At 70.6% G+C, this 23,441-nt stretch carries 16 protein-coding genes; 5 read left to right on the top strand and 11 right to left on the bottom strand.

Features of this window, described 5'->3' with window-relative positions; all coding sequences use genetic code 11:
* The first annotated feature begins 3 nt into the window (after positions 1-3).
* Together HKK74_RS20765 and HKK74_RS20760 are read left to right on the top strand one after the other, a co-directional pair.
* Positions 4-1,023, top strand: a complete 1,020-nt coding sequence (locus HKK74_RS20765; protein WP_187244915.1) for a sugar kinase — start codon at positions 4-6, stop codon at positions 1,021-1,023.
* Between the two features lie 170 nt (positions 1,024-1,193).
* Complete coding sequence (locus HKK74_RS20760; RefSeq protein ID WP_187244914.1) at positions 1,194-3,866, top strand: DUF5107 domain-containing protein; 2,673 nt, start codon at positions 1,194-1,196, stop codon at positions 3,864-3,866.
* 145 nt (positions 3,867-4,011) lie between these two features.
* Here the strand turns inward: HKK74_RS20760 and HKK74_RS20755 are convergent, their stop codons facing one another.
* From HKK74_RS20755 to HKK74_RS20715, 9 genes are all read right to left on the bottom strand, one after another.
* Entirely contained in the window at positions 4,012-4,953 is a 942-nt protein-coding gene (locus HKK74_RS20755; protein WP_187244913.1) for a DUF5996 family protein, read from the bottom strand.
* A 197-nt stretch (positions 4,954-5,150) separates the two neighbouring features.
* Complete coding sequence (locus HKK74_RS20750; protein WP_187244912.1) at positions 5,151-6,275, bottom strand: glycosyltransferase; 1,125 nt, start codon at positions 6,273-6,275, stop codon at positions 5,151-5,153.
* Positions 6,272-7,045, bottom strand: coding sequence for a DUF2334 domain-containing protein (locus HKK74_RS20745; protein WP_187244911.1), 774 nt, complete (start codon positions 7,043-7,045; stop codon positions 6,272-6,274). Before HKK74_RS20745 ends, HKK74_RS20750 begins: the two co-directional genes overlap by 4 nt.
* Positions 7,042-8,160 carry a glycosyltransferase family 4 protein gene (locus tag HKK74_RS20740; RefSeq protein ID WP_312881647.1) on the bottom strand — a complete coding sequence of 373 codons (1,119 nt, stop codon included), beginning with the start codon at positions 8,158-8,160 and terminating at the stop codon, positions 7,042-7,044. The genes HKK74_RS20745 and HKK74_RS20740 overlap by 4 nt, the downstream gene beginning before the upstream one ends.
* A 135-nt stretch (positions 8,161-8,295) precedes the next feature.
* On the bottom strand, positions 8,296-9,225 hold the full coding sequence (locus HKK74_RS20735; RefSeq protein ID WP_187244910.1) for a dihydrodipicolinate synthase family protein: 930 nt from the start codon (positions 9,223-9,225) through the stop codon (positions 8,296-8,298).
* The gene (locus HKK74_RS20730) at positions 9,222-10,247 is read right to left on the bottom strand and encodes an oligopeptide/dipeptide ABC transporter ATP-binding protein (RefSeq protein WP_187244909.1); all 1,026 of its coding nucleotides are present in this window, start codon (positions 10,245-10,247) and stop codon (positions 9,222-9,224) included. The genes HKK74_RS20735 and HKK74_RS20730 overlap by 4 nt, the downstream gene beginning before the upstream one ends.
* The gene (locus HKK74_RS20725; RefSeq protein ID WP_187244955.1) at positions 10,244-12,235 is read right to left on the bottom strand and encodes a dipeptide/oligopeptide/nickel ABC transporter permease/ATP-binding protein; all 1,992 of its coding nucleotides are present in this window, start codon (positions 12,233-12,235) and stop codon (positions 10,244-10,246) included. Before HKK74_RS20725 ends, HKK74_RS20730 begins: the two co-directional genes overlap by 4 nt.
* A complete protein-coding gene (locus tag HKK74_RS20720; protein WP_187244908.1) occupies positions 12,235-13,194 on the bottom strand; it encodes an ABC transporter permease in 960 nt (319 codons plus the stop codon). The genes HKK74_RS20725 and HKK74_RS20720 overlap by 1 nt, the downstream gene beginning before the upstream one ends.
* 78 nt (positions 13,195-13,272) lie before the next feature.
* A complete protein-coding gene (locus HKK74_RS20715) occupies positions 13,273-14,889 on the bottom strand; it encodes an ABC transporter substrate-binding protein (RefSeq protein ID WP_187244907.1) in 1,617 nt (538 codons plus the stop codon).
* A 145-nt stretch (positions 14,890-15,034) separates the two neighbouring features.
* Between HKK74_RS20715 and HKK74_RS20710 the strand changes: the two genes are divergently transcribed.
* The gene (locus tag HKK74_RS20710; protein WP_187244906.1) at positions 15,035-15,826 is read left to right on the top strand and encodes a FadR/GntR family transcriptional regulator; all 792 of its coding nucleotides are present in this window, start codon (positions 15,035-15,037) and stop codon (positions 15,824-15,826) included.
* Between the two features lie 85 nt (positions 15,827-15,911).
* Here the strand turns inward: HKK74_RS20710 and HKK74_RS20705 are convergent, their stop codons facing one another.
* Positions 15,912-17,120 (bottom strand): sialidase family protein, encoded by a 1,209-nt coding sequence (locus tag HKK74_RS20705; protein ID WP_187244905.1) that lies wholly within the window; start codon positions 17,118-17,120, stop codon positions 15,912-15,914.
* A gap of 159 nt (positions 17,121-17,279) precedes the next feature.
* Between HKK74_RS20705 and HKK74_RS20700 the strand changes: the two genes are divergently transcribed.
* Positions 17,280-19,184 (top strand): sialidase family protein, encoded by a 1,905-nt coding sequence (locus tag HKK74_RS20700; RefSeq protein ID WP_187244904.1) that lies wholly within the window; start codon positions 17,280-17,282, stop codon positions 19,182-19,184.
* A 131-nt stretch (positions 19,185-19,315) separates the two neighbouring features.
* Positions 19,316-21,346, top strand: coding sequence for a beta-galactosidase (locus tag HKK74_RS20695; RefSeq protein ID WP_187244903.1), 2,031 nt, complete (start codon positions 19,316-19,318; stop codon positions 21,344-21,346).
* An 89-nt stretch (positions 21,347-21,435) separates the two neighbouring features.
* Here the strand turns inward: HKK74_RS20695 and HKK74_RS20690 are convergent, their stop codons facing one another.
* Entirely contained in the window at positions 21,436-23,400 is a 1,965-nt protein-coding gene (locus HKK74_RS20690) for an AfsR/SARP family transcriptional regulator (protein WP_187244902.1), read from the bottom strand.
* Positions 23,401-23,441: the final 41 nt, after the last annotated feature.

The following is a 23,441-nucleotide window of genomic DNA, read 5'->3' as shown; positions in this document are numbered from 1 at the left end:
GGTGTGACCGATGACAACCAGGAGTCCGCGGGCGACGGCCGGACCCCAGTGCTCGTCGCGATCGGAGAAGGCCTGCTCGAGGTGGGGGTGCGGGACGACCTCCCGCCGGACTACCTCGGCAGGGGGTACGGCGGCGACGTCGCCAACGTCGCCATCATGGCGGCGCGCATGGGCATCAAGGCCAGGCTGCTGACCCGGCTCGGCGCGGACGCACCCGGCGCGCTGCTCATGGACTACTGGCAGCAGTCCGGCCTGGACGTCAGCCGGGTCGCCGTCGACGATTCCGCCCCCACCGGGGTGTACGTCAACGCGGTCGGGTTCGGTGAGCACCGCTTCCACTACTACCGGTCCAACTCGGCGGCGACCCTGCTCAACGAGGAGGATGTGGACGGGCCCCTGCTGGGGGACGCGGACGCCCTGCATGTCAGCGGGATCTCGCTGGCCATCTCCGACAGCGCCGCCCGGGCGGCCGAACGGGCGGCGGAGCTGGCCCGCGACCGGGGCATCCCGGTGGCATTCTGCGTCAACCACCGCCCGGCCCTGCGACCGGACACCGGGCGTGGCGTCGAGTTCGCGCGCGGCGCCACGATCGTGATCCTGTCCGGCGAGGACGCCCGCGGCCTGTTCGGTACCGACCGTCCCGAACAGGTCCGGGCCGCGCTGGGACCGGTGCCGCGCGAGATCGTGATGACCGACGGCGCCGCCGGCGCCACCGTGCTGACCCCCAGCCACGACTACCAGGTGGCCGCGCCGCCGGTCGAGGTGGTCGACACGGCGGGTGCCGGCGACGCCCTGGCCGGCACCTACATGGCCGGGCGGCTCGCGGGTGCCGGGCCGCGGGAGGCACTGGAGCAGGCGGTGATCGCCGGCTCCCTGTCCTGCCGGTACACGGGTTGCGCCCGTTCCTACCCGACGCTCGCGGAGGTGCGGCGGGCGCAGTTCGCGAACAGCACCCAGGCGGCCGGAATCCCGGCCAAGGCAGACCCGCTGGTGACCGCACCCGACGAGCCGTACGGCACCTGACCGACGACCCGCCTACCCACAGTTCACACGCCCGGCCCGACCGCCGGGCCCAGGCGAAGCCGTGCCTTCGCCCCGAAAAGGAAGGTCCCCACCCCTTGACCTCCGGTGGGAGCCCGGCCCGACCGCCGGGCTCCCGCATCCGGGGATGCCTTCGAAAGGAGAAGGATACGATGCGATCCCGAAAAGAACACATCCGATCGCGCAGCGTGGTGATCCTCACCGCGCTCGCGCTGGCCGGCGGAACGACCGCCGTCCTGCCGCCGCCCGCGCTGGCGCAGACCGCCGATCGCGCGCCCGCACTCCGTGTGGCCAAGGTGACTGCGCCGGACGACAAGTCCATCGACATCACGTTCAACAAGTCGCTCGGTGCCGACATCCTGCAGTTCACGGCGGCCAACACGGCGTACGCCGGGCAGTTCATCAAGGTCAGCGGTGGTGCCGCCGGTACCCCGGACGAGGTGCTCGACGGCCGGGCGCTGTCCGGGATCGCCGGCACGACCGTGCGCCCGGTCGACACCGGCGACCACCGTACCCTCCGGGTGGTGCTCGGCACGGGAGTCGTGTTGGAGCAGCGGCCGTACAAGCTGTGGCTCGACGGTGCCGGCGACGAGCTGGCCGATCTGTTCTTCCGCGGCGCCGACGGCGGCGAACTGCCGGGCTCCAAGACCGGCGACACGTCCTTCACGGGCACGGCGAGCGACGCCGCGACCACCCGCGTCGCCAAGGCCACGCTGGTGGACGCCCGCACGGTCGACGTCACCTTCGCCACCAGTGTTCTGTCCGGGATGCCGGTGGGCGCCTACGCGGCCGCCAACATCACGCTGGCGAGCGGCGGCACGTCCGTCAGCCCCACCTATGTGGAGCACCGCGCGGGCACCGACCGGCGCGCCTTCCGGCTGTACTTCGACACCGATCTGGATCGGAGCGCCGCGCACGAGCTGACGTTCGCCGCGGCGCTGAGGCTCACCACGAGTGCGGGAGCGGCCGCCGAGGCCGTCACCGCGCAGGTGGCCAAGGGCGGTACCGCCTACCGGCCCGCCGAGATCGCCGAGGCGGAGGCGAGCGCGTCCGCCGACCAGATCGCGGTCCGCTTCACCCGCCGGATCGCCAAGCTGCGCTCCGGCGACCGCGACCTCGCCGTCAAGGAGACCCAGACGGGCGTGAGCGGCACCACGGTAACCGCCGACGACGTCCGGAACGTGCTGCGCTTCAGCGGGCTGACCACGCGGAACGGGCGCGACGTGGCCGACGCGCTGCGCGAGGACGCCGCCTACTTCCCCGACGCGTCCACCCTGATCGTCAAGCTGGACAGCGGCGAGCGGCTCAGGCCGGGCTCTCGGGGCACGGTGGCGCTGCGGCCCGGGGCCCTGACCGACATCACGGGTACGGCCAGCACCGACACCACCGGTGAGCAGGTCAAGGCGTCGAAGCGGAAGGACGAGCCGGGCACCGGGTTCGACCCGAACGGCCCGGACTATCTGAAGGTCGAGACGCACGCCACCACCGTCTTCCAGCGGTACGACTACAAGGTCAGCGCCGACGGCGTCTCGGTCCGCAGCGATGGCGTCGCCAACAAGGTGGTCCCGCAGACGATCAAGACGGTCGTCGCGGAGAACAAGTACGTCAAGGCCACGTTCGCGCCCGGTTACGGCGGCCGCCTGCTGTCCATGATCTACAAGCCGACCGGCCACGACGTCTTCTACGCCAACCCGATCGGCACTCCGTACGGCTTCTCCAGTGCCGCGCCCGGCACCCCCGGAAACTCGCCGTTCTACCAGAACTGGCTCATGGTGTGGGGCGGGGTCTTCCCCACCCTCACCGAGGCCGAGCACGGCAAGTACTGGAACGTCCCGTGGGACTACAAGGTCACCCGTGACGGGGATCGCTTCTCGATCGCCATGACGAAGACCGACACCGTGGACTACCCGTACAAGCCGTCCCGGTACGTCTACGGCCCCACGGGGATCGAGACGACGGTCACCTACAGCCTCACGAAGGACGCCCCGTCGGTCGACATGTCCGTCAGCCTGCACAACCCGGGCTCGGCGGACAAGAAGTTCGAGTACTGGACGTGCACCACGCTCGCGCCCGGGGCCGGGCCGTCCACCGGCTCCCCGACGATGTCCATCGTCTCGCCGGTCAAGAAGATCTACCGGGACCCCGGCTACCGCTGGATGGAGGACAAGGAGGAGCCCGCCGGCGCGCCCGGTGACGGCATGCTCAAGTTCGACACCCTCAAGAAGATGTCCAACTGGGACCGCAGCGGCATCGCGTACGGCCAGGACCTGGCCACGATGCGGCAGGGCGACTGGTGGGGCGTCATCAACCACGAGAACAACGAAGGAGTCATCCGCATCGGCGACAACACCAAGACCCCGGGGCTGAAGCTCTGGGAGTGGGGCCAGAACGCCTCGTTCGACACCAACCCCTTCTCCAAGGGCAACTCCGCCCGGCCCTACATCGAGCTGTGGGCGGGCGCGTCGGACAAGTTCTTCTCCCCGGCCACGCTCAAGGCCGGTCAGACCCTCGCGTGGACCGAGACCTACCTGCCGACGATGGACCTGGGCGACGTCACCAACGCCAACGCCAGCGGTGCCGCCCACGTCGACGTCGACGAGTCGGGAGCGGTGAGCGGACGCCTCTTCTCCACCGAGATCGGCCGGCGGCTGCGCGCCACCCTGGTGAACGCGGCCACCGGTACGACCATCGACAGCGAGGTCTTCACCGGTGACGCGGACAGCGCCGTGAAGCTCGGCGGCAAGGTGAACCCCGGCCAGCAGGCCAGGCTGGTGCTCACCGACGCCCACGGCAAGCTCCTGCTGACCGCGGAGTCCGGCCTGTAGTAGTGCAGAGCCCGGCCGCGAACCGGCCAGGGAAAGGCCGAAGCCGTCCACGGCGCACACCGCCGTGGACGGCTTCGGCCGTTCGGCGAGGGCGTGCGAGCTCCGGTTCAACGCCATGTTCGGCTGGGCCTGGACCGAAGTCTGGTCAGCTCATGGCCCTGAGCTGCGGATCGGTCACCCCACCCGGGCAGGCGAACCCACTGATGTCCCACCCGGCGAGACCCGCTCCGGCCTGGTAGGCGCTCTGGTAGAAGGCGAGGACGGCGGCGCGCGGATCGGACTCGGCCCGCGCGTCGTCGTAGCGGAGCACGGCCAGGTGAGCGCCCCGCTGCTCGATCCAGCGCGCGGCCGGGGGCAGCAGGGGCTCACGTTCCAGCCCGCCGGGCTCTGGCGCGGTGTAGGAGTAGAACGCCGGCTCGGGGAACGCGTCGTCGCCGAACCAGAAGCCGGAGCTGATCACCTCGCCGGAGTACGCCTCGCGGGTCACCGGGTCGGCGTCGGGCGGCTGGTCGACCATCTTGCCGGAGAATCGGGTGCACGCGATATCGAAGGTGTGCCAGAAATGGTGCACGGGGCTGACCTTGCCCGAATAGTCCGCAGCGAACTCCTCCAGCACCAGGTTGACCTGGCTCAGCACCTGCCAGTACCGGGTGACCATGGCCGCGTCGTAGGCCGCGTGCTCGGTGTCGTCGGCGAACGGCCGGCCGGAGTCGGGCAGGTCGAACGGCCGCGGTACGTCCATCTCCACTCGCACGTCCAGTTGCGCCAGCGCCCGCATGACCGCACGGTAGAACGACGCCACCGAGTGGCCCGAGAGCGGGAAGGACACCGCCCTGCCGTCGACGGTGGTGACGAGCAGTTGATGGCCGACCAGGTCGAAATCGATCGTGAAGATCGAGTCACCGTCGGCGGACGCCATCGGACGGGTGGTGAGGCCACGCCCGGTCAGATGGAACGGCACGTTCCACCAGTGGTTGCGCCGGACCCCTGAGGCGAGCCGGATCTTGCCGACGACCTGGGCGAAGCGGTGCAGCGTGGCCTTGCTGTCCTGCCAATCCGCCAGCGGCATCGCGGGGAACAACTCCATGACATCGCCCTTCATCCGCCGGTCGGCTCAGGACCCTGAACCGATCGGCTCCACGCTACGCCGGGTCCCGACCGGTCAACGCCACCGGCCACGTCGTGCTCTTGGGTGTGTCGAGAAGGACGGGGACGCCCGCGCGGATCCGAGCGGCCTGAGGCTGAATCAGGGTCATCTGCCGTGCCCGTCAACACGTCAGCACGTCAGCACGTCAGCACGTCGAGCATGCCGGCGATGGTGGACGACCAGGGATAGCGCTCGGCGCGGGCCCGGGTCGCGCGCCGCCGCTGGCCGGCCGGCCGCAGCAGCAGGTCCTGCACGGCGTCGCCGAAGGCGTCCGCGCGCGGTGCCGCTGCGAGTCCGGCGCCGGGGCCGAGCAGTTCGCGTGCGGCGCCCTGGTCGGTGGTGACCACGGGCGTGCCGCAGGCGAGCGCCTCCAGCACCGCGAGCCCGAACGACTCGGCCGGGCAGGTGGCCAGGGCCACGTCGGCCCCGGCGAGCAGGCGGGCGACCGCGGCCCGGTCCGGCAGATGTCCGTGAAAGTAAACCGGCAGCCCTTCCCGGGTGGCGGCCGAGCGCAACCCCGCGGCCAGCGGTCCGTCGCCGGCCATGTCCAGCCGGACCGGGACGCCACGGCGGCGCAGCTGCCGCGCCGTGGCCAGGGCGAGGCCGGGCCGCTTCTCCCGGGAGAGCCGGCCCAAGTGCACCAGACGCACGACCCCGTCACCCCGCCCATCCGGACCGTCCCGGCCGGCGGCCGGCTGGAACGTGTCGAGGTCGACGCCGAGCGGCACCCGGTGCAGCGAAGGCACGGGACCCGGTGAACGCCTCCGCCACAGAGCCCGCTGGAACTCGGCGGCTGCGAACGCCGACGTCACCACGATCGCGTCGAAGACACCGGCCAGCACCCGGTTCCAGCGGTCGGCGGCCTGTTCCAGCGGCACCCAGCCGGGCAGGTGCGGAGCGAGGATCGCGTCGAGCCGCTCATGGGAGAACAGCACGGTGCGCACCCCGTGGCGCCGAGCCCACCGGGCGGCGAGCACCAGCGTCGCCTTGTCGGAGACCTCGATGACATCCGGGCGCAACCGGGCCAGCGCGCACAGCATCGGCCGGGGATCGAGAACGAAACGGTAACCGGGGGCGACCGACGCGCCGGGCACCGTCACGATCAGGCCGGACTCGGTCTCGCTCCAGGTGTCCGAGCGACCCGGTACCACCAGGGCCCGGTCATGTCCGGCGGCGACATAGCCCCGGCCGAGCGCGTCCACGGCGGTGCGCAACCCGCCCGACACGGGACTGTAGAGGTTCGCGAGCTGGACGATTCTCACGTCGTCGTCATGAGCGTCTCGTAGGTCACCGGCCGGCCGCCGGCGGCCAGCGCGAGGTCGATCGCCGTCAGCGTGGCCGTGCGCAGCCCGGGCCGGGCGAGGTCGGCCGGGTGCAGCGCGATGCGGAAGGGAACGCGGGACCGGGCGAACGCACGGGCGGCGGTCGTCATCAGGCGGGCTCCGGCACGCTCGGCGGCGCCTCCGTCCGGGCGGTGCGACAGGACCGGCATGCGACGCGACGAGGCGCCGGTCAGGTCGTGCACGGCGAGGTGGCTGGTCCAGTAGCGGAAGCCGACGTCGACGAGCGCCCTGCGGGTGCCCGGGGAGGCGAGCCAGCCGGGCGGGGTGAAGCCCACGACGCCGATGTCGACCTCGGCGAGCGACTCCAGCCCCGCGCGCAGCAGGTCCCGGGCCTCGGTCTCGGTCAGCGACCAGAACTCCGTGGCCGTGCGGGACACCATCCGGCCCATGCCCCGCCGCCAGCGCGCCCCGCCCGTCCCCGGCCCGTGCCGGAACCCGTGGAGCGCCGGCTCGTGCCCCTGCCTCGCGGATTCGTGCAGGAACCTCACCATGCCGGGATCCTCGGCGAGGGGGACGGCGTTGCCGAACGGCCCCGGTATCACCAGGAGCGTCGCCGGTACCGCCAGCCGCTCCAGGTCGCGGAGCCAGGAGGCGGTCTCGACCGAGGTCGCCGGGGCGACGTCATGCACCGAGACCACGAAGGGAAAGCCCTTGCACCGCCGGTCGGCGCGAGATCCCGCCGGCCTCATGCCGCCCACCGCGTGGACGTGCCATGGCGGACCTCGTCATAGTGGCCGATCAGCTCGTCGCAGATCGTGCTCCAGTCGCGTCCGTGGACCGACGAGCGCGCGTTGTCGCCCATCTGTCTCCGTAGCGCCGGGTCGGCGACCAGGGTCGCCACGGCGGCGCGCAGTGCGGCCGGGTCGTTCGGCGGGTAGAGCAGGCCGTTGTGACCGGGCCGGACCAGGTCGAGCGGTCCGCCCGCGGCGGGCGCCACGACGGGCACCCCCGCCGCCAGCCCCTCCTGCACCGCCTGGCAGAACGTCTCGTCCGCGCCCGTGTGGACGAAGACGTCGAGCGACGCGACGAGCTCCGACAACTCGCTCCCGGTGCGGAATCCGGTGAAGACCGCGTCGGGCAGGGATCTGCGCAGCCGCCGCTCGGCCGGGCCGTCCCCGACGACGACGAGCCGCACCCCGGGCAGCCCGGTCAGGTGGGAGAGCATCCACGGGCGCTTCTCGGCCGCCAGCCGGCCGACATAGCCCACCAGCACCTCGCCGCCCGGGGCCAGCCGGGCTCGCAGCTCGGCCGACCGGTGCCGCGGGTGGAATCGCTGGTCGTCCACGCCGCGGGCCCACAACCTCAGCCGTGGGAAGGCGCGCCGCCGCAGCTCCTCCAGCGTGGGCGACGACGGCACGAGCGTACGGTCGGCCTTCTCGTGGATGTGCCGCAGCCAAGCCCACACGACCGGATCGACGCCGCGCAGGCCGTAGCGTGCGGCGAAACCGGCCAGGTCGGTCTGGAACACCGCGACGGTCGGCACGTCCAACCGGCGGGCGGCCGCGATGCCGGAGGCGCCCAGCATCAGCGGAGAGGCGAGATGAACGACGTCGGGTCCGAAATCGCGCAGCACCGACGACACCTGGCGTGTGGGCAGGCCGACGACGAACGAACGGTAGAACGGCAGGACCACTCCCGGGGTGGACCGCACCGGGTGACCGGCGTGGTCGCCCGGGCCGGGTCCGGGGGCGACGACCAGTACCTCGTGTCCGCGGCCGGAGAGATGCTCCAGCACGCGGCAGACCGAGTTGGTCACCCCGTTCATTCGAGGCAGGAAGGACTCGGTGACGATGGCTACCTTCACGGCCGCGAGCGTGACGCCGCTACGCGACCACCCGACCGCCGTCCGGTACCACTTCGGGAAACATCCAGCGAACGTCACCGTCCACGTGGTCCGCCCACCTGTTCACCGCGTCCGATGCGACGGCGAAGGCGCTGCTCAGACCAGGGCCGCGTCGGCCAGGTATTCGCCGACCCGGGCGATCTCATCCGCGTCGAGCGGAATCTGCGGCAGCGCGGTCGTCGGGTGGTCGATGATGCCGCGCAGGTGGAGCGCCGCCTTGAACGCGCCCAGCGCCGAGGAGCCGCGGCCCATGTGCGGCCCGCCGACGTGCACGAGGCCGAACAGCCGGAGCAGCCGTTCCTGCTCCGTCCGAGCGGCCGCCCAGTCTCCCTTCAACGCCGCGCGGAACAGCCGCACATAGCCGTGCGGGTCCACATTGCCCAGCCCTGGCACGACGCCGTCGGCGCCCATCCACAGTGCGGAGTCGACGGTCAGCTCCGAGCCGGTCAGCACGGAGAACGACGGGAGGTCGCGGTCGCGGCGGCCGAGGATCACCTCGCGGAACCCGGCCTCGTCGCCGCTCGAGTCCTTGAGCCCGGCGAGCACTCCCTCGGCGGCCAGCTCCAGCAGCAGGTCGGCGCCCAGCTTGTTGTGCACGGAGACCGGCAGGTCGTAGGCGTACAACGGGATTCCCGCCTGCGCCGCGATCGTACGGAAGTGGATCGCGATCTCGGTGGGATGGGTGCGCGTGTAGAAGGGCGCGGTGGCGACGATGCCGTCGGCTCCGGCCTCGACCGCCACCCGCACATGGTCGAGCACCCGCGGCGCGGTCATGTCGATCACGCCGGCCAGCACCGGGACCTGTCCGGCGACGTGACCGAGCACGGTGTCAAGCACGACCTTGCGGTGCGCGTCGGGCAGGAAGGCCACCTCTGACGAGGAGCCGAGGATGAACAGCCCGTCGACCCCACCGTCCAGCAGATGATCCAGCAGCCGCGTCAGTGAAGCGGTGTCGACCTCGAACTCGGGGGTGAGAGGTGTGCACACCGGGGGGATGACGCCGGACATCGCGGTGGTGCTGGTCATTGACGCTCCTGAGCTTGGCTGATCAGTTCGACGTCGGTAACACCGTCGAGGACCGGGTGATGGCATCGGAAAAGGTGGTCTTCGCCCTCGCTCCGCGCCGCCGGCATCTCTTCGGCGCAGAGGTCGTCGGCCTTCCAGCACCGCGTGCGGAAGGGGCAGCCGCTCGGCGGCCGGGTCGCGGACGGCACCGGCCCCGTGAGCGGGATCGGATCGACCGGGGAGAGCAGGCCGGGCGTGGCCGAGAAGAGCGCGCGGGTGTACGGGTGACGGGCCCGGGCGGGCACCGCCTCGGCCTGGGTCTGCTCCACGATCCGCCCGAGGTACATCGTCACGACCCGGTCGCTCATCCGGCGTACGGTCTGGATGTCGTGCGAGACGAACACCATGGCGAGACCGAGCTGCTCCTTCAGGTCGAGCAGCAGGTTGAGGATCTGCGCACGGACGGAGACGTCCAGCGCGCTCGTCGGCTCGTCGGCGATCAGCAGCCTCGGTCGCAGCGCCAGCGCCCGGCCGATCGCGACGCGCTGGCGCTGGCCGCCGGAGACCTGGCCGGGCAGCAGGTCGGCCACGCTCGCGGGAAGCCCCACGAGACCGAGCAGCTCGCGGACGCGCTCCTCGCGCTCGCGCACGGTGCCGACAGCGTGCACGTCGAGCGGGTCGCGCAGCACCTGCCGGATGGGCAGACGGCGGTTGAGCGCCGTGGACGGATCCTGGAAGACCATGCCGGTGCTCGACCCGATCGCCCTCCGGCGCGCGGAGTTCGACATCGACCAGATGTCCTGACCGCCGAAGGAGACCGTGCCCGAGGTGGGTTTCTGCAGCCCGACCAGGACCTTCGCGAGTGTGGATTTGCCGCAGCCGGACTCCCCCACGACTCCGACGGTCTCCCCCGAGCCGATGCTCAGATCCGCACCTGTGAGCGCGTAGACGCGGTCCCGGGTGAAGAGGCCGCCGGAGCGCGCCTTGTGCACCACATGGACGCCGGCGAGTTCGGCGAGGTTCTGGGCGGCCTGCGCGGTCATCGTGCCTCCGCGGAATCGGCCGGCGCGGAACCCGCGCCGGCGGCGGATGTGGGGGCCGAGACGTCGAGCGCCGGATGGTGACAGGCCACCGAATGGTGGCGCCCCCGGCCTTCCAGGCGAGGCGTCTCCGTCCGGCAGATCTCCGTCACCATCGGGCACCGGTCGGCGAAGCGGCAGCCGCTCGGGAAGTCGGCCGGGGAGGGCACCACGCCACGGATCTGGGTGAGGCGCTCCGCGCCGGACTCCAGCGACAGCACCGAGCCCAGCAGGCCGCGCGCGTAGTGGTGCGCGGGCTCGCCGACCAGGGTGGCGGTCACGCCGGTCTCGACGATCTGGCCTCCGTACATCACCGCGACCCGGTCGGTCACGTCCGCGACCAGGGCCAGGTCGTGCGAGACGAGAATCAGCGCGAAGTCCAGCTCCGCACGCAGCCGCAGCAGCAACTGGATCACCTGCGCCTGCACGGTCACGTCCAACGCCGTCGTCGGCTCGTCCGCCACGATCAGCTTGGGGTCGCGGGACAGGGCCATCGCGATCAGCACCCGCTGCCGCTGTCCCCCGGACAGTTCGTGCGGATAGGACGACAGAGTACGCGCGGGGTCGAGGCCGACCAGCTCCAGCAGTTCGACCGGAGTACGTCGGCCCCCGCGCCGGACCACCTGCTTGAGCTGGGCCTTGATCGTCATGGCGGGGTTGAGCGACGACAGCGCGTCCTGGTAGATCATCGCCATGTCGTGGCCGAGCAGCCGCCGCCGCGCGGACGGGCTGAGGGCCAGCAGGTCCTTGTGGTCGAAACGGATCTGGCCGCGTACACGCGCCCCACGTGGCTGCAGGCCCATGATGGTCAGGGCGGTCAGCGACTTGCCACAGCCGGACTCGCCAACGAGGCCGAGCACCTCCCCGGGCCGGACCTCGAAGGAGATCCCGTCGACGACGTCCACGCCGTTGTGGTGCTCCGCGAAGCCGATGGCGAGGTTCTCCACCTGCAGGATCGGCTCGCCCTGCGGCAGCGGCCGGGCCCGCTCGGCCAGGCGCCCCGCGGCCTCGGTGAGGCCGGTCAACTCGACGATCTCGCCAGAGCCGGGAGTCGCCCGCTCGAGGGCGTCGGCGTCGACCGCCTTCTTGGCGGTGTCCGTCCGCTGCGCCGGAGCGGCCCAGGCGTCGGAGATCCCCTCGGCGAAGATGTTGAGCGAGAGCACCGTGATCAAGATCAGCAGCCCGGGGAAGACGGTGGCCCACCAGCCGCCCAGCAGCACCATGTTGCGGCCGTCGGCGATCACGCTGCCCCAGGAGGGGTCCGGCGGGCGGACGCCCGCGCCGATGAACGACAGCGACGCCTCGAAGACGATCGCGTCGGCGACCATCACCGTGCAGAACACCAGGACCGGCGCGGCGCAGTTGATCGCGACGTGCTTGACCAGGATGTGCGGCGCGCGCGCCCCGATCACCCGCTCGGCCGCCACGTAGTCCTCTCCGTACTGCGCGAGCACGTTCGCCCGTACCACCCGGGCGAAGGACGGCATGTAGAGGAAGGCGATCGCCAGCACCAGCACGGGGATGCTGCCCCCGAAGACCGCGACCAGCACCGCGGCGAGCGCGATCCCCGGGAACGCCATGATGACGTCGAGGGTGCGCATGATCGCCTCGTCGACCGACTTGCGGGAGGTCGCGGCGACGGCACCGAACAGAGCGCCGACCAGGAGCGCGATCGCCGTCGCACCGAGGCCGATGATCAGCGACCACCGCGCGCCGTAGAGCAGCCGGGTGAAGATGTCGCGGTTGCCGCTGTCCAGGCCCATCCAGTGGGACGAACTGGGCCCGCCCCCCGCAGCCTCCTGCACATACGGGGAGTGCGGAGCCAGCACCGAGGCGAAGACGGCGGCGAGGACGATCGCCACCACGACGCCCAGCGCGACCCACGAGGACGGGCCGAGCCGCCGGAAGCCGATGCCCGCCTGGGACAGTCTCTGCGTGAGTCCGCTACGCATCACGCGGCGCTCCTGAGTCGGGGGTTGACCAGCAGATAGAGGATGTCCACGACGAGGTTCACCACGACGAAGCCGGTCGCGATGGTGAGCACCACGCCCTGGACAACGGCGGGATCGCCGTCGCGCACCGCGTTGATCATGAGCTGGCCCATGCCGGGCAGCGAGTAGATGGTCTCGATGACCACCGCGCCGCCGAGCAGATAGCCGACCCGCAGGCCCAGCACGGTCAGTGGGTTGATCAGCGCGTTGCGCAGCACGTTGCGCCCTACCACGACGATCGGCGGCAGGCCGCTGCCGATCGCGGTGCGCACGTAGTCCTTGTCGAGCTCCTCGACCATCGAAGTACGGATGATCCGGGTGAGATAGGCGGCGACGGGCAGTGACAGCGACAGCGCCGGCAGCGTCAGCGATCGGAGCCAGCCGCTGAGAGAGTCCGCAGGGTTGATGTAGCCGCTGGTCGGGAACCAGCCGCGGCCGACCGCCAGCCACTGGATCATCAACAGCGCGATCCAGAACGCGGGCGCCGCGACGCCGATCAGCGACACCATCCGGATCAGCTGATCCGGCCAGCGATCCCGGAAGATCGCCGCGGTGACGCCGAAGATGAGGCCCAGCACCACGGCGATGATCACGCCGAACAGGGTCAGCTGCAGCGTCAGCGGCATCGCGGTGAGCACCGAGTCGAGCACGGGCGCCTTGGTGAGCACGCTGGTGCCCATGTCACCATGGAGCAGATCGCCGACGAAGTGCGCGTAGCGCAAGGGGAGCGGATCGAGCAGGCCGTTCTCCAACTGGAACTGGCGGATCTGCTCCCGGGTCGGATTGGCGCCCTGGAAGTAGGCGTACTCCGGCTTGTTGTCGGAGAACCGCATGACGATGAAGACGAGCAGAATGACGCCCAGCAACAGCGGGATCAGGATGAGTACACGGCGCACCAGCATTCTGGCGATCGCTGCCACGGGGTGCCTCCTGGGTGAGTCGGGTCCAGAGATGGGCCGGAGCGGCGCCAGGTCGTGGCCTGGCGCCGCGAGCGTGGATCACATGCGCTTGGCCTGCAGGAGGTTGAAGGCGGGGTAGGCCTGCGCGCGGATTCCGGTGAGCTTCTTCGGGTCCCAGGCGGTCATCAGCTCGGTGTGCACGACCGGGTAGAGCACGGCCTGCTCGGCGATGATGTCGATGTACTCGCGGATGAGCTTGACCTTCTTGGCGGGATCGGCCTCCTCTGAGGCCTTGTCCATCTTCGCGAAGAGGGCCTTGGCGTCAGCGCTGGAGTCCCACTTGCTGTACGCCATCCAGGTGCCGCCGGACGTGTAGTTATAGCGCAGGATCAGGTCAGGGTCGAGACTGAACTGGTTCGGGTTCGAGGCCGCCGCGACCACCTGGTAGGACTGCGACTGGTCCATCTTGGTGAACAGCGCGGCGGTGTCCTGCGGCTCCAGGACGGTCTTGACGCCGATCGCCTGCCAAGAGTTCGCGATCGTGGGCAGGCAGTCGGCGATCCAGCTGACGTTGACCGCCATCAGCGTGATCGACAGATTGCTGACGCCGGCCTCCTTGAGCAGCGCCTTCGCCTTCTCCGGGTTGTAGGCGTAGACGGTCTTCGCCTTGGCGTAGGCCGGGTTCTCCTGGTTGAGGAAGCTGGTGGCCGGGGTTCCGTGCCCCTTGAGCGCCACGTCGATCATTTTCTGGGTGTCGATCGCGTAGAGCAGCGCCTGGCGGACCCGTACGTCGTTGAAGGGCTTCAGTCCGGTGTTGAACATCAGGAACATGTGGTTCATGCCCTTGCCGCCCTCGACGGTCAGCCCGGACTTGCGCAGCTGGTCGATGTTGGCGTACGGGACGTTGTCGGCGATCTGGGCCTCTGCGCTGGAGCCGGAGATCTTCGCGACCCGGGCGGAGGCGTCCACGATGGACAGCCAGTTCATCTTCTTGATGGTGGGCTTGCGGGGGCCGTTGTAGTCCGCGAAAGCCTCGAAGGTCGTGTTGGACTTCGGGTTGTGCGCGGTCATCTTGTAGGGACCGGAACCGACGGCCTTGCCGCCCTTGGCCGCGTCCCAGCCGCCCGGGACGCCGAAGACGTGCTTCGGCAGGATCTTCGCGATGCCCAGTCGCGGGAGCGCGTCCGGGAACGGGAACTTGAGGACCAGCTCGACGCTGGTGTCATCGACCTTGCGCGCCTCCTTCAGCCAGCTCCCGAAGAAGGAGTAGGCCAGCAGGGCCTCCGGGTCGAGGATCCGCTCGAAGGTGAACAGCACGTCGTCGACGGTGACCGGCTGCCCGTCGTGCCACTTGGCGCCCGGGCGCAGGCTGAACTTCCACGTTGTCGCGGAGGTGTCGGTCGGCAGAGCGGTGGCCAGCGCCGGATAGGGGGCGCGGGTGATCGGGTCGGTGTCCACCAGACCCTCATAGATGTGGCTGATGCCGGCCATCGAGAAGGCCGACGCCGTCATGGTCGGGTCCCAGCTCTGGTCGTTGCCGTATCCGATGACGGCCGTGACGAGGTCCTTGTCCCCGCCGGCGCCGGTCGAACTGGTCGACGCGGGGCCACTGCAGGCGGAGAGGGCGGCGGTGATGGCCGCCGCGGCGCTCACCGTCCCGCTGTAGCGCAGAAAGTCGCGGCGGCTGACGACGGGCCGGGATATCGGGGCGCTCACGGTGCCTCCTGGAGAGGATCTGGTTCGGGCAGGGGGGAGTTCTTCGCTGTGGGAGATTGGACGTCCCACATCCCATGTCCAGTAGAGTGGAGGCTAGGGTCGAGTCCGTGTCGGGTCAAGAGCAAATGACCAGGAGATGTCCATCATGTTTCACGATGATCGTCACAACGCCGTGAACGACTCCGACAGGCGCCCCACCGTAGCCACTGGATCCGGTCCGGTCGCTCGAGGTCGGCGGCTGAGCCGCGCGGTCGAGGTGCAGGAGGCGGTCAAGGACATCATCTTGCGGCGCGGCCTGACGACTGGAGATCCACTGCCGACCGAGTCCGAGCTCATGGAAGAGCTGGGCATCGGCCGCAATTCCGTCAGGGAGGCCCTCAAGGTCCTCCAGGCCGTCGGCATCGTCGACATCCGCCACGGCTTCGGCATGTTCGTCGGCCGGATGTCGCTGAGCGGCCTGGTCGACGAACTGGCCTTCCACAGCCGCATCGCGATGCAGGACGAGCGGGACCATCTCCGCCACCTCATCGAGATCCGGGAGATCCTGGAGCACGGGCTGGTACAGCGCCTGATCGACCAGAACGAGGACGCCGACATGGCCGCGCTCCTCGCCCCCGCCCGCGAGATCATCGAGCGCATGGAGGCCGAGGCGCTGGTCGGGGCGGTCTCCCCGGAGACCGACCGGCTCTTCCACGACGTGCTGTACCAGCCGCTCGGAAACCCCCTGGTGGGCCAGCTCCTCGGCGCGTTCTGGGAGGTCTACCATCAGCTCAGCGACGATCTGGGCACCCCCGACGAGACCCCGGCCGACGTCGCTCGCAAACATCGCGACATCTATACGGCGGTCATCACCGGAGATCGGGCGGGAGCGGTGACGGCGATGCGCGCGCACTTCGACGGCGTACGCTCGCGGCTCGCCCGCCTGGGCCCGAACTGAGCCGTACCACCGGGCGCGAACAACCGCATGAGGGCTCTCCCCCCGCGGTGATCATGCAGTTGTTCGCGGCACTCGGCGGAGAAGGTCAGCCCAGGTCGCGCAGCGGGACGCGGTGGAACGTGATCGTCTCGTACGGCCCGGCGTCGCCGGTCTCGTAGAGCACCCCGACCGTCTTGGCGTCGAGCTGGACCAGGTCCGAGTAGGCGGCGGGCACTCCCGACAGGGCCCGCGCCGAGCGCCACGTGACGCCCTGGTCGTCACTGGCCCGGATCGTCATGACGGCGCGGCTGCCCGGATCGGCCGGTCCGGCGTAGAGCAGTGGTGCGTTGTTCCCCTTCAGCTGCAGGACGCTGCCCTCGACCACCGGGCCGGCGAGCGTGGCCTGCGGGCGGAACGGCGCCTTCAGGGTCCGGCCGCCGTCGAGGCTGTAGGCGTCGGCGCGGGTCCCCGGGGCTGTGCCATTGTGATCACGGGTGTTGAAGTAGACGCGGCCGTCGGGGAGTTCCGCGGCCGTCGTCTCGTTGACGTTGATGTAGCCGTCGGGGTTGTCGTCGACATAGCCGATGTGCCAGGTCCGGCCGTCATCGTCACTGTAGAGCGAGTGCCCGCCGTAGTACTTCGCCTCCGAACCGAGGTCGGGCGAGCCCGCCGGGGGCGCGATCGAGTGGTTGGCCGGGACCACGAGCCGGCCCGCGTGCTCGCCCCGCGTCAGCCGGATCGCGTGGCCGGGGGCGGTGGCGTACCAGCGCCAGTCGGCGAGCTTGGTGTCCGCCGTGATCTCGCGGGAGTCCGACCACGTGGCGCCGTCGTCGTCGCTGTACTGGACGAAGACCCTCCTGCTCTGCTCGGGAGGCACCTGGCCGCGCAGGATCGCCGCCTCGGTGGCGGTTCCCCCGTTGTACGTGGTCAGCAGCACGACGCGGCCGCTCTCCGTCACCACGGGCGCCGGATTGCCGGATGTGTTCGGCCCGCTGTCCTCGACGACCTTCAACGATCCCCACGTGCAGCCGCCGTCGGCCGACCGCTTCACCACCGTGTCGATGTCACCGGCGTCACCGAGACCGCTCCGCCGACCCTCGGCGAAGGCGAGCAGCTCCCCCGACTTCGTGGCGACGACCGCCGGGATGCGAAAACCGCTGTAACCCTCGGTCCCCGATTTGTACGGCACGGACACCTCGCATCGCTGGCGCCCAGGCTCGGCACCGCTCGCGGGAGACGCGCTGGTGACGACGCCGGCCGTAAGCGCGGCCGCGAAACTCGCGGCGAGAGCTGAGCGGCGATTGAGTGCTGGCATGCTCCTCGTCCTCTCCTAGGACATGGGATGTCCCATGTTCCGAGGACGTTAACGACGCGTATCGACATCGTCAAGGAAACGGTCCGATCACCCTCTAGTGGACATCCCACGTCCCACATAGGATGTCCCGCACCCACTTCTCTTCCAGAAGGGCACGACATGAAGTACGCGCCTGAGAAGCCGCCGGGCCGCCGCAGAGGCGCCCGGCGATGGATCGCTCTGACCCTCGCCGCGGTGCTCACGGGTGCACTCGCCGCCCCGGCGGCCGCCGAGCCCGCCCCGGCGGCCGCACCCTTCGTCGACGAGCAGGTCCTGTTCAAGCAGAAGGACTTCGGCTACGCCTGCTTCCGCATCCCGGCGGTGGTCCGCGCGACCAACGGCATGGTGCTGGCCTTCGCCGAGGGACGTGTCAAGGACTGCGGCGACGACGAGGACATCGACCTCGTGCTGCGCCGCTCCTCCGACGGCGGGCGCACGTGGGGGCCGTTGCAGCTGGTCTCCGAGGGCAACGGCTCGACGCACGGCAACCCGGTGCCGATCGTGGACCGGCGTACCGGCCGCGTCGCTCTGGTGAGCACGCACAACGGACCCGCGCCCTGTCCCAACGGCTGCGACCGCGATCCCTACGTGCAGGTCAGCGACGACCACGGCGCCACCTGGTCCGCGCCTCGCGAGATGACCGAGGGCAAGCGGCCCGAATGGAACTTCTGGTACGCGACGGGCCCGATGCACGGCATCCAGCTCACCCGCGGCCCGCACGCCGGTCGGCTGGTCGTCGGCGCCAGCCACGAGACCTACGACGGCGTGGGCCCGCACGTCTACGGCACGCACCTCCTCTACAGTGACGACGGCGGCCTGACCTGGAACATCGGTGCCACGACCTCGTTCGACGATGGCACGATCATCGCCCAGGAGGTCACCGTCACCGAGCTGACCGACGGCCGGGTCTACGCGCTCGCCCGCGAGCGCGGCACCGACCCGGGCCACCGCGCGTACGCGACCAGCAGCGATGGCGGTGCGACGTTCGACAAGCCGTTCCGGATCATCGATCTGCCGATGGCGGACGTGCAGGCCTCGACCCTGCGGCTGCGCGCGACCAACGAGGGGGACCCGAACAACCGCATCCTGCTGTCGTCGCCGGCGCACCCGGTGGCGCGCGAAGTGATGTCGGTGCGCTCGTCCTACGACGAGGGGCGCACCTGGCAGCCCTGGGAGAAGGGCAAGGTCTTCTGGTGGGGGCCGACGGCCTACTCGGACATGGTCGAACTCGACGGTGACGAGATCGGGCTCTACTACGAAGCGGGAGTGGCCACACCGTACGAGTCGATCCGCTGGGCGCGGTTCAACGAGGCCTACCTCGCCACGCCCAACGGAACGCCGCCGGGCGTTCCCGGGCCTCCGGCGCCAGGGCCGAAGACTCCCGACGCCTCCCCCAACCGCAACCCGGCCTATGTCCGGGGCGGAGCGGGTACGGTGCCCGGCCGCTTCGGTAACGGGCTGTCCCTGGACCGCGTGGACGACCGCGTCGAGGTGCCGTTCGACGAGTCGATCGACCTCGGCGGCGACGACTTCACGATGATGACATGGTTCCGCTACTCCGCCACGACAGGAGCCCATTCGCTGCTCTGGGGGTATCGGGTGGGCACCGGCACCACCCCGGCGGTGTGGCTGCGTGCGGAGCCGGTTTCGAACCGGATCCGGGCGTTGATCATGGTCGACCGATTCAACGTCTCCGTACAGTCGGCGGGTTCCTACAACGATGGGCAGTGGCACCATGTGGTGCTGCAGCGCGCTGACGGGCAGTTCGTCCTGCGCGTCGACGGGGCGGTGGTCGCTTCGGCGGCCGTCCCGCCGGGGTCGGTCACGGAGGGCAAGGAGTTCGGCGTTCAGGGAATCCATGTCGGACAGCGCCTGGACGGCGTCGACCGGTTCCTCGGCACCCTCGACGAGGTGCGCGTCTACAAGCGCGCTCTGAGCTCCGAGGAGCTCGGCCTGATCGAGTCGCGCAACCTGCCGATCGGTGGCCGGCTCGGGCTCCGGCTCCCGCTGGACACCGTCCACTGACCGGCACGGAGGGCGCTCCCCGCGCGGGGCGGCGAGCGCCCTCCGGAGCCATGACCCACCGACCGGCCGGACGACCTGCGGGGTCGCAACACCTCAGGAGAGAGCACAGCATGGCCCAAGGAGAGCACAGCATGGCCGAGCCCCTGCCACACCCGGACCCGACCCTCTCCAAAATCATGTTCGGGAGCGACTACAACCCCGAACAGTGGCCGGCCTCGATGTGGGCCGAGGACATGAGGCTGATGGCCGAGACCGGGGTCTCCCTCGTCTCGGTCGGCATCTTCTCCTGGGCGAGCGTCGAGCCGCGCCCGGGGGCCTACGACTTCGGGTGGTTCGACCAGGTGATGGACAACCTGGCCGAGGCCGGCATCGGCGCGAGCGTCGCGACGATGACCGCCTCTCCCCCGCCGTGGCTGTCCCACCTGCACCCCGAGATCCTTCCCATGCGACCGGACGGCACAAGGCTGTGGCCGGGCGCGCGCCAGCACTACTGCCCCTCCAGCCCGGTCTACCGCGACCACGCCGGCCGGCTGGTCGAGGAGGTCGCGCGCCGGTACGCCGGGCATCCCGCACTGCTGATCTGGCACATCGGCAACGAGTACGGCTGCCATACCCGCCAGTGCTTCTGCGACGTGTCCGCGGAGGACTTCCGGCGCTGGCTCCGCGAGCGCTACGGCGAGATCGGCGAGCTCAACCGGGCCTGGTCCACGACCTTCTGGTCACAGCGCTATGACGACTGGGCCGAGATCGTCCCGCCGCGCACGACGCCGACGTTCGCCAACCCCGCGCAACTCCTCGACTTCGCCCGCTTCAGTGACGACGCGATCCTCGCGTGCTATCTCGCCGAGCGCGACATCATCCGCCGGCACTCACCGGACGTTCCCGTCACCACGAACTTCACCGGGCTGGTGCACAAGCCGATCGACTCCTACCGGTGGGCGGCCGAGCAGGACGTGGTGAGCCTCGACAGCTACCCCGACCCCTACGATCCGCGGGCCCACGTCGACGCGGCCTTCGGTTACGACCTGATCCGGTCCGCCCGGTCGGGTCAGCCGTGGCTGCTGATGGAGCAGGCGCCGAGCGCGGTCAACTGGCGTGAACGCAACGCGCCCAAGCCGCCCGGCGGCATGCGGCTGTGGAGCTGGCAGGCCGTCGCCCAGGGGGCGGACGCCGTGATGTTCTTCCAGTGGCGCCAGGCCGCCGGCGGCGCCGAGAAGTTCCACTCCGCGATGGTGCCCCACGGCGGCACCGGCACCCGGACCCACCGGGAGGTCCGGGCCCTGGGCGCCGAGTTCGCGGGCGTGGCCGAACTGGCCGGTACCCGGGTGCGTGCCGATGTCGCGCTGCTGCACGACTGGGACAACTGGCGTGCGGTGGAGGGCGACGCCCACCCCGGGGTCCTCGATCTGCTGGAGACGCACCGGGCGCACTACGAACCGCTCTTCGACGCGCACGTGACCTGCGACGTGGTGCCGCCGACCGCTGATCTGTCCGCGTACCGGATGGTCGTGGTCCCGAACCTCTACCTGATGTCGGCCGAGGTCGCCGACCGGTTGACCCGGTACGTGGCGGACGGCGGCTGCCTGGTGGTGTCGTTCTTCTCGGGCATCGTCGACGAGTGCGAGCGCGTCCATCTGGGTGGATACCCCGCACCGCTGCGCGAGGCGCTCGGGCTGCGGGTCGACGAGTTCTGGCCGCTTCCCATGGGCGGGACGGTCGGACTGGACCTGGCGGGCGCGCGGCACAGCGCCACGGTGTGGTCGGAGTGGGTCGAAGAAGAGGGCGCCCGGGTCGTGGCGGCCTTCACCGAGGGTGAGCTCGCCGGCCGACCCGCGATCACCCGGCACGAGTACGGTGCCGGCGTCGCGTGGTATCTGGCCACCCGCCCCGAGGCGGCGGCGATGCGGAAGTTGCTCGACCTCGCGCGCGCCGACGCGGGGGTGCTGCCGGTGCTGCCCGACCTGCCGGGCGACGTGCAGGCCGTCGAACGCCACGGCGCGGAGCACTCCTACCTGTTCCTGCTGAACCACGGCGGCGAGCCGGCCACGGTGACACTGCCCGCCCCCGGAGTCGACCTGCTGGGCGATGGTTCGCAGTACGTCGACGAGGTGGTCCTGGCACCCAGGGCGGTCGCCGTGATGCGGCGGGGTTCGGCTGCATAGTGGGCGAGCCGTTCGCCCGGGTCTTCGTTCAGCACAAGTTGATCACTATGCACCGGGCGGGCTTGATCGATGCCGCGGGCGTCATCACCTCAGAGGTTGTGACCAACGCAGTCGTGGCGACGGCATCTGACGACCCCGAGGAACAGGGTGCCGCGGGACGTCGCGAGTTGGCAGTTCAGGGCTCGCCGGGCGGCGGCGATGCGGTCGTTCCCGTGCAGGGTACGGAACGCCCGCTCGCGGGCGAACAGCCGGATCAGGTCGTGCATGTGGTAGCGGTCGGGTGCGCGGCTCTCCAGAAGCCGGGCCCGGACGAGCGTGTCCAGGCAGCCCTGGACATCGTCCGTACCCTGATCGACCAGCGCGGCGGCGACGGAGGCGGAGAACTCGGCGACGTCGAGCAGGCCGAGCAGCGTGAACAGCCGGGCGGCCTCCGGATGGCGATCGAGGTCGTGGCCGGCCGCCAGGCTCGTACGGACGCACAGGTCACCATGGGTGAGCTCGTCCAGCCGGCTGTCGGCCGTGGCGAGCTGCGCGGCCAGCCGGGCGATCGGCCAGTGGGGGTGATCGCCCAGCCGGGCGCCCGCGATCCGGACGGCGAGCGGCAGTCCTCCGCAGAGCTCCGTGATCCGGGCCGCTACCTCCGGATCGCGCTGGATCCGCTCGGGACCGGCGAAGGCCGCCAGCAGGTCCACCGCGTCGCGTTCGCTCAGTATGTCCAGGTGCACGCGTACGGTCGCGTCCAGGGTCGTGAGCCTCGTGCGGCCGGTCACGAGGACGGCCGATTCCGATCCACCCGGCAGCAGCGGCCGCACCTGGCCGGCGTCGACGGCGTTGTCGAGCACGATGAGCATTCGTCTGCCGGCCGTTCGGGTCCGGAACAGCGCGGCGGCCTCGTCGACGCCGTCACGGCCGCTCACGTCAGGGGCGTCGAGGGACCTCAGGAACCTGGCGAGCACCTCGTCCGGCGTGAGCGGGGCGAGCCCCGGAGTCGCCCCATGGAGGTTCACATAGAGCTGACCGTCGGGATACGACGAGGCGACGGCGTGTGCCACCCGTACGGCCAGCCGGGACTTGCCGACGCCCGCGGGGCCGTCGATGGCGATGACCGATCCCCGGCCGGTTCCGGGATCGGACAGGAGGGTGGCCAACCGTGCCATCTCGCCGTCCCTGCCCACGAACTTCCCGGCGTCCGACGGCAGTTCGGCCGGGCCCGAACGTACGCGAACCCATCGTGGGGAGGCGCTCGCCTCGAGGGGTGACACCTTGTCGCAGCCGCAGACCGTGAGCGTGCGGTCGGTGCCGAGCTCGGGATCCACGGCGAGCATGCGCTGGTGCAGACGGCGGACGGCCGGACCCGGCTCCGCGCCGATCTCGATGATGAGGTGCGTACGGAGGTCCTGATACGCCTGGAGGGCCTCGCTGGACCTGCCCTCGCGGTAGAGCGCCAGCATGAGCTGGGCCCACAGCCGTTCCCGAAGCGGGTTCTCGCGCACGGCGCGGCGCAGCGGACCGATCATCTCGGCATGGCGTCCCAGCGTGAGCCGGGCCTCCGTGAGGTCCTCCAGCACCCCGAGGCGCTCCTCGGTCAGGATGGCCGCCCACGCCCGCAGCGGTTCGGAGAGGGTGACGTCCTGCAGCACATCGCCCCGCCACAGGTCGACCGCCCGGCTTAATGTGGCCTCGGCCAGCACGATGTCACCGCCGCGTAGCGCCTGGCCGCCCCGCCGGGTCAGTTCCTGGAAGAAGAGGGTGTCCAGCTCATCCGGCCGTGCGGTGATCTGGTAGCCGTTCCCGGACGTCTCGATGTGCGGCCTGCCATGGTCGAGCGCCGACAGCATCCTTCTCAGCTGCCACACGTACGTCTTCAGATTGTTGCGCGCGGACGGCGGTGGATGCTCGCCCCACAGGTGATCGATCAGCAGGCTCGTAGTGACGGTGGTGTTGGGCCGAAGGAGCAGGGTGGCCAGGAGATGCCGGTGCTTCGCACGCTTCAGGGGCAGCTCTCGCCCCGCCGCGGTCCTGACGACGAGAGGTCCGAGCAGGGCGAATTCCATGCGATCGTCGTGCTCCGGGGTGGCGTAGACCAGGCAGGGTC

This window comes from Actinomadura alba (assembly GCF_014323705.1).
GTDB classification, from domain to species: domain Bacteria; phylum Actinomycetota; class Actinomycetes; order Streptosporangiales; family Streptosporangiaceae; genus Actinomadura_C; species Actinomadura_C alba.
Note: the sequence above shows the minus strand (reverse complement) of the source record. Positions and strands in the feature narration are given on the sequence as shown.